Source organism: Arthrobacter sp. CAU 1506 (genome assembly GCF_005047635.1).
Lineage (GTDB): Bacteria > Actinomycetota > Actinomycetes > Actinomycetales > Micrococcaceae > Crystallibacter.
In genome coordinates this window covers 36,339-42,821 of the sequence record NZ_SUKC01000025.1, presented here as the reverse complement: position 1 = coordinate 42,821, position 6,483 = coordinate 36,339, and the positions used below count along the sequence as shown (strand labels likewise).

5 protein-coding genes are annotated in these 6,483 nt (G+C 65.1%); 4 read left to right on the top strand and 1 reads right to left on the bottom strand.

Going from position 1 to position 6,483, the window contains the following annotated elements; translation table 11 throughout:
* The 4 genes from E4J89_RS18800 to E4J89_RS18785 form a co-directional block, all read left to right on the top strand.
* Positions 1-1,528 (top strand): sulfatase-like hydrolase/transferase (locus tag E4J89_RS18800; RefSeq protein WP_136787737.1); only part of this gene is annotated, 1,528 nt, incomplete at its 5' end.
* 529 nt (positions 1,529-2,057) lie between these two features.
* Positions 2,058-2,942: a DMT family transporter gene (locus E4J89_RS18795; RefSeq protein WP_240691991.1), complete on the top strand. Its 885-nt coding sequence runs from the start codon at positions 2,058-2,060 to the stop codon at positions 2,940-2,942.
* 361 nt (positions 2,943-3,303) lie between these two features.
* Positions 3,304-4,422 (top strand): hypothetical protein, encoded by a 1,119-nt coding sequence (locus E4J89_RS18790; RefSeq protein ID WP_136787735.1) that lies wholly within the window; start codon positions 3,304-3,306, stop codon positions 4,420-4,422.
* Between the two features lie 9 nt (positions 4,423-4,431).
* Positions 4,432-5,256, top strand: coding sequence for an oxidoreductase (locus tag E4J89_RS18785; protein ID WP_136787734.1), 825 nt, complete (start codon positions 4,432-4,434; stop codon positions 5,254-5,256).
* 31 nt (positions 5,257-5,287) lie between these two features.
* Here E4J89_RS18785 and E4J89_RS18780 read toward each other — a convergent pair whose 3' ends face one another.
* Complete coding sequence (locus E4J89_RS18780) at positions 5,288-6,472, bottom strand: GGDEF domain-containing protein (protein WP_136787733.1); 1,185 nt, start codon at positions 6,470-6,472, stop codon at positions 5,288-5,290.
* Between the last annotated feature and the right edge of the window lie 11 nt (positions 6,473-6,483).

Sequence of the window (6,483 nt, the reverse complement as noted above, 5' to 3'; positions counted from 1 at the left end):
GGGTTTCGCCGGCAACCCCACGGTCCGCACGCCCAACCTGGACCGGCTTGCCGCGGAGAGCATGATCTTCACCGAGGCCACGGTCACCAATCCCACCTGCATGCCCAACCGGGCAAGCCTGCTGACCGGCCGTTGGCCATCGGCGCACGGCACCCGGTTCAACGGCATACCGCTGGATCCGGATACCAACAATATGGTCCGGCAGCTGTCCTGTGGCGGCTACCTGACGACGGCGGTCGGTAAACTGCACCACCAGAACATGGGCTGGGACTTTGAACCGGTGCAACGCGCCGAAATTGAGAAGACGGATCCGCTGCTCCTTGACCCGGCTGCCGCGGACGCGCGTTCCGTCCAACGCCCGGACGGCTGGGACCAGTGGGAGAACCGTGCAGCCCACGACCAAGGATTCATCCCATTGCCCGACGACTACTATGGCTACCGGCAGGTGGATCTCGTGGTTGGGCATGGCGACCGGCCCGGCGGGCACTATATACATTGGGCACGCGAGCGGGGCATCGATCCGCTGGCCGTCGGCGGAGTAGAGAACTCAGAACGGCGCTTGCCCGGGTGGGACCAGGTGTATGAGACAGCCATCCCGGCAGAAGTGCATCCCAGCAGCTATGTGGGGGAGAAAGCTGTCGAACACTTGGCGGAATTCGCCCAAGCGGATGACCCCTTTTTCATGTTTGTTTCGTTTCCGGATCCACACCACCCGTTCTCACCCCCGCAAGGGTACGCGGACATGTACTCGCCGGAGCAGGTTGAACTGCCGATCGGCTTCTTCCAGGATCACTCGAAGTCGCCGCCGCATATCCGCGAGATGTTCCAACGCCGCGGCGAACCCAACGAAGATCCGACCATGACGTTCGCCGCGAACGAGGTCCAATACCGGCAGGCTGCGGCGGCGCAGTACGGCCTGATCACGCTGATGGACGAACAAATTGGCCGGATACTGACAGCCTTGGAAGTCCAGGGGCTGGCGGAGAACACCATTGTCGTCTTCACCAGCGATCACGGCGACTTGTTCGGCGACCACGGACTCATGCTCAAGCACTTCAGCCATTACCGCGCTGTCACCAACGTACCGCTGACGATCAAAGTCCCCGGAACTAGACCCGGCAGGTCCGACGCCTTGATATCCACGGCCGACTTGGCCCCCACTCTGCTTGCACTGACCGGAATGCGGAGCTATCGCGGAATTCAGGGACGGTCGCTAGTCCCGCTGCTCGAACGATCCCAGGATTCCGTCCGTGACGCCCTGATCATCGAGGAGGATCAGCCCTTCGGTCTGCCTGGCCTGCCCGGCCCCGTCCGCACCCGTTCAATCCTCACCAAAGACGGACGCTTCACCAGGTACTTTGGCACGGACATCTCCGAACTTTACGATCACCGAATAGACCGCGAGGAGCTAAACAACGTCGCAGGACAACAAAAATACGCAGACCTCCAGGAGCATCTAACTAGAGCGATGCTTGATGGAATTGCCGAACTGGCCGATGCGGGAACTGCACCAACTGCAGCGGCATAGTCATGGTCTGAAGTTCGCTATGGCGTGGCCTCGCCCGAGTGGTCGACGTTCAAGGCCTCGTCCACCCGGCCGAGCAGCTTGACACATCTTCCTCGACGCGGACGCTACGCCCGAATTCTATTGGGCTTGCAGCGATCGTCTTCTTGTTCATTGCGACGGTCGCGCCCAAGTCGGGCACGATCGGCGCCCTCCCGCTCGCTCTCCGGCTCGTTACCGGTTCGGGGTCGGCCGCAGCCTGAAGGTTTTACGTATACATCGGCCAGGGCCTCGGCATGCGCTCGCGAATCCCGCATCCAAACCCGGAGCGCGTCCACGGGGCCGTCCTACGGGAATCGATGCGGGGTGCAGCGCACCACAAGCCACCTTCTTTCAGCGGGTCCTTTCGTCGGGATTCGGCGGCGATCTCACATCTTGGGTTGCTCCGGTGTCTGCGAAGTGATGATGTGCCTGGCCAAGGCTTCCAGGACAACGAAGCTGATGGAAAGAGGAATCGATGGGATGCGGTTTCGCTCAGACACGTTCAGGTGTCGTGATCCAGTTTGTGTTGCTTGCGCTGGCTTGGGGCTCCAGTTTCCTGCTCATAAAGCTCGGCCTGCGGGATCTGTCTCCGATGCAGGTGGTGTGGGCTCGCATGGCTATCGGCGCGGCCGCCCTGGGGCTTTTGATGTTGGCAGCCCGCCGCCCGATTCCATCTGATCTGCGGGTGTGGGGGCATCTGTTGGTCGTGAGCATGTTGCTGTGTGTCGTGCCGTTCGCCTTGTTTGCGTGGGCTGAGCAGTTCGTTTCCTCGGCCCTGGCCAGTATCTTCAATGCCACGACTCCGCTGCTTACTATGTTGGTCGCGGGACTGGCGCTGGCTACCGAGCGCTTAACCCGCCAGCGCAGCCTCGGCTTGGGGTTGGGATTCTTCGGCGTAGTCATCATCATGGGCCCGTGGAACGGCGTCGGGGACGGGGCGGGCTTGGCCGGTCAGTTGGCCTGCCTCGGTGCCGCCACCTGCTATGCCCTGGCCTTCACATATTTGAGGCGCTTCGTTGCCGGCCGAGGCTTGTCCGCTTCGGCTCTCGCTTTCGTTCAAGTCCTGCTGGGTGCCGCGATCATGGCCGCCGCAACGCCGTGGTTGGCCGGCAGGCCGATCGAACAACTCAGCGGTGCCACCATCTTGAGCATGCTTATCCTGGGGGTTTTCGGCACGGGCATGGCATACGTCTGGAACAACAACATCGTCACTGCATGGGGTGCAGCCAACGCTGCTGCGGTCACATATTTGTCTCCGGTTGTTGGTGTCATATTAGGGACGGTCTTCCTGGCAGAACCTCTCGGATGGCACCAACCACTCGGGGCCTCCCTCATCATCCTCGGCATCATGACGGCGCATGGGCGCCTTGCTGCTATCGTGCCTTCGCGCGTATGAGGCCGTAACCCGAGGTGAGGGGCCGGCATTGAACACCGGCGCTCTGTGGCAGGCAAATTTGTCGGGTTCATCAGCTTGGTCCGGCGGATGGTGCACCCCCAAGTCGCTTTTTGCAGCGGCGTACCGGGAGCCACTCTCTCGAACCGAAGCGCTTACGACGATGGGGCGCCCTCCTAGCCCCTTCCACAGGAAGTTCTCGTCATCGAATCGACTGAAGAAGCAGCGCGCGCATCCGTCATTACTCAGACCGATGCGCCCCGTGCAACAGCTTCCGGGGCGAAGTGCAACACATCTGATCTCGCGGCGGCCTTGTGCTGAGGCCCTAGAATGGCGGCAACGACTGGGACTGGGGGCGGGCAGAGTGCAGCGGATTGGATTCGGCAGCGATCGAAAGTCGATGTTCGGGCTGGGCTTGGCGGCGCTGCTGGCAGTGGGAGTGACGGCGTGCGGGCAGCTTCAGGGGGAGGGCAGCGGATCGCCGCGCGAACCGGCAGATTTGGTAGACGCCGTTGACTGCACGGCGACCGACGCCCTTGCTGATGCTGAACTAGGGGAGCCGTCCGGCACTCCGCCCCCGGCCGCCGGCGGAGTGCCGGAAGGATTTGTCCCGGTCGAAGTGATCCGCTGCGACGCGTTCATGTTGGGCACTCTCGAAGACGAGGAAGGCCTGTGGTCGGCGGTGACGGAGGAGCGCCTCGCCGGAAACATCGACGCACTGGTGGACGCACTGGCAGAGCCCAGCGACGGGTCGATTCCGAACCAGGCCTGCACCGCGGACATGGAACTGGTTCCCGACCTCTGGCTGGTGGACGCCCAGGGCCGGGCCATGCGCGCGGCGTGGCCGACGAATTCCTGCGGGAAGACGAAGCCCGGAGCGCGGACGATGGTCGGCGGCATGCAGGTTGTTGAATCGACGCAGCACAAGATCAAACTCATCCAACCGCGGGTGGCACTGGACGCGAACTGCCCCGCGGAATGGAGCATCACGCCCGAGACCGGAATGGCCCTCGCACCGCCAATAGGGGAACTGCCCGGTCCCGACGCTGCCCACGATGGTGACGCCGTACCAGGCTCCCCTGGCCGGCTGCCCAGCGCGGACGAAGCCGACACACTGCGGATTTGCCAGTACCGAACGGACCCGGCACCGCACGAAGAGGATGGTCCGCCAACCGGCACAGAGCCGGATCCGTCGTTTAAAAGCATCAAGATCGTGTCGGGAACGTTCTCCAGTGGCGGAAGCCTCGGTGGCTCGGCCAAGGACGCCATTTTGGCGGCGGCCGCTGCTGACGCTGTCGATGCCACCTGCGATGACGAGGTGTCGGAGTTCGCGGTCTTGTGGCCGGTCGCCGATGGGCTGGAGGGCGGTGCACCGTTGACCGCAGAGCTCGACGGATGCCAGCGGCTCTTTGGGCCGGACGGCGCAGCCCGGACGTTGCCGCAGGAGGCGCGCACCGCCGTCGTCGTCGCCTTGGGGAAGTGAGGGGCAGCCGTGAGGGACAAAGTGGCACTGGTGACCGGGGCGTCGTCGGGGATCGGCGAGCATGCCTGCCGTGAACTGGCCCGCCGCGGCTTCACGGTCTATGCGGCGGCGCGCCGGGTGGAGCGGATGCGTCCGCTGGAAGGGCGCGGAGTCCGCGTCCTCGGCATGGACCTGACCGACGACGCGTCGATGGTCGCCGGAATAGAGCGCATCCTGAGCGAACAGGGCCGCCTCGACGTGCTGGTCAACAACGCCGGCTATGCGTCGTACGGTGCCGTGGAGGACGTGCCGCTGGCTGATGCCCGGCAGCAATTCGAAGTGAACGTGTTCGGCATGGGGCGGCTCATCCAATTGGCGGCCCCCGCCATGCGGGCGCAGGGCCGCGGCCGGATCATCAACGTGTCCTCGATCGGCGGCGTCTTCTACGAACCGCTGGGCGGCTGGTACCACGCGGCCAAATTTGCGGTCGAAGGCCTGTCGGACAGTCTGCGGGTGGAGCTCAAGCCTTTCGGCATCGATGTGGTGATCATCCAGCCCGGGCCGATTCAGACCGAGTGGAGCTCGATCGCGGTGAGCAGCCTGCTGCAGAGCTCGGAGGGGACGGCCTACGAGCAGCAGGCCGAGAGCGTGGCCCGGACGGTCTCCGCGGCCTATGCGGCGCGGACCGCAACGCCGCCGGAAGTGGTGGGTCGGCGGATTGCCCGCGTCGCGGCTGCCCGCCGCCCCCGCAGCCGGTACCCGGTGGGCCGGGGCGCGCGCACCATCATGAGCGCCCGCCGGCTGCTGCCGGACCGGGTCTTCGACGCCGTGCTCGCCCGGGTATACCAGCGCTGAGCTGCCGCCGGCGCCGCGAAGGCGCAGCCAGCTAGACCTTGGCGCCGGGCATCAGCCCGTCCGGATTGCCGTGCTCGACGGCCAGCACCGCCCGGTCCCGGCCTTGGGATTTGGCCTGGTAGAGCGCCTCGTCGGCAGCCGCGATGATGTCCGCCAAGGCGTCCGCGCCGCGCTCCCCAATCGGCGCGATTCCGTAACTGACGGTCGGCAGAACCAGGTCGGGGGAAGCGGTTTGGCGCAGGACGGTGCTGATTAAATGGGTCAGGTCTTCGGCTTGTTCCGCATCCGCCCCGGGCAACAGGAGGATGAACTCCTCACCCCCGTACCGGCCCACCAAGTCCGTGGAGCGGACGGTCCCGGTGCACGCGGCGGCAAAGGCCCGCAGGGCGGTGTCGCCGGCGGCATGCCCGTTGGCGTCGTTAATCTGCTTGAAGTGATCCAGGTCGGCCAGCACCAACGTGCCGGAGGCGCCAGCCCTCTGCAGCGCCTGCATGCGTGCGGCTGCCAGCTCCAGGAAGGCGCTGCGGTTCAACAATCCGGTCAGGCCATCGTGCAGCGCGCGTTTGCGCAGATCCACCGCAGCCTGTTCGGCGCTGAACGCGGCCATGCTGAAGGAAACCACCATGAGCAGGGTCATGGTCACCAGGGTGGTTGGCCCTGAACCGAAGACTCGCTGGAAGAATGCACCGTCGGGCCCGTCGGCGAGGAAAGCGACCAGCCGGCACAGGTAGAAGAACCCCATGAAAGCCGAGGTGAGCGCCAAGGAGGTCCGCAGCCGCGGCGAGGCCCGGCGCAGCAGGAACAGCTCAGCCGAAGAAAGCCCCAGGAACAGTGCCATGCAGCCCAGAAACGCCGGGCCGCCGGCCCAGACATTGATGGCCGGATGATCCACCGCGGCGGTGCCGGCCGCCACGGCAAGGGCCGGAACCAGCAGCCACGGCATCGGCTTGAGCGAACGGAGCGACCGGGCCGCGGTCCAGACACTCCAGGCCCCGGCCACCCCGAAGACGTTTCCGAGCGGATTGGCCCACCACTGAACGGCCGTCCCGTTCAGCAGGTACGCGGTGGCGGAGAACAGGAACAGGACCAAGGCGGCGCACCACCAGGCACTGTAGGCTGCGCGGGTCCGGCGGAACGTCACCAGGTAGAACAGCAACAGCAGTGCCAGCGACATCGCGCCAAAGGCGACCCTGAGGGTCACGGTGTCCAGCTGCAAGGTCAGGTCCC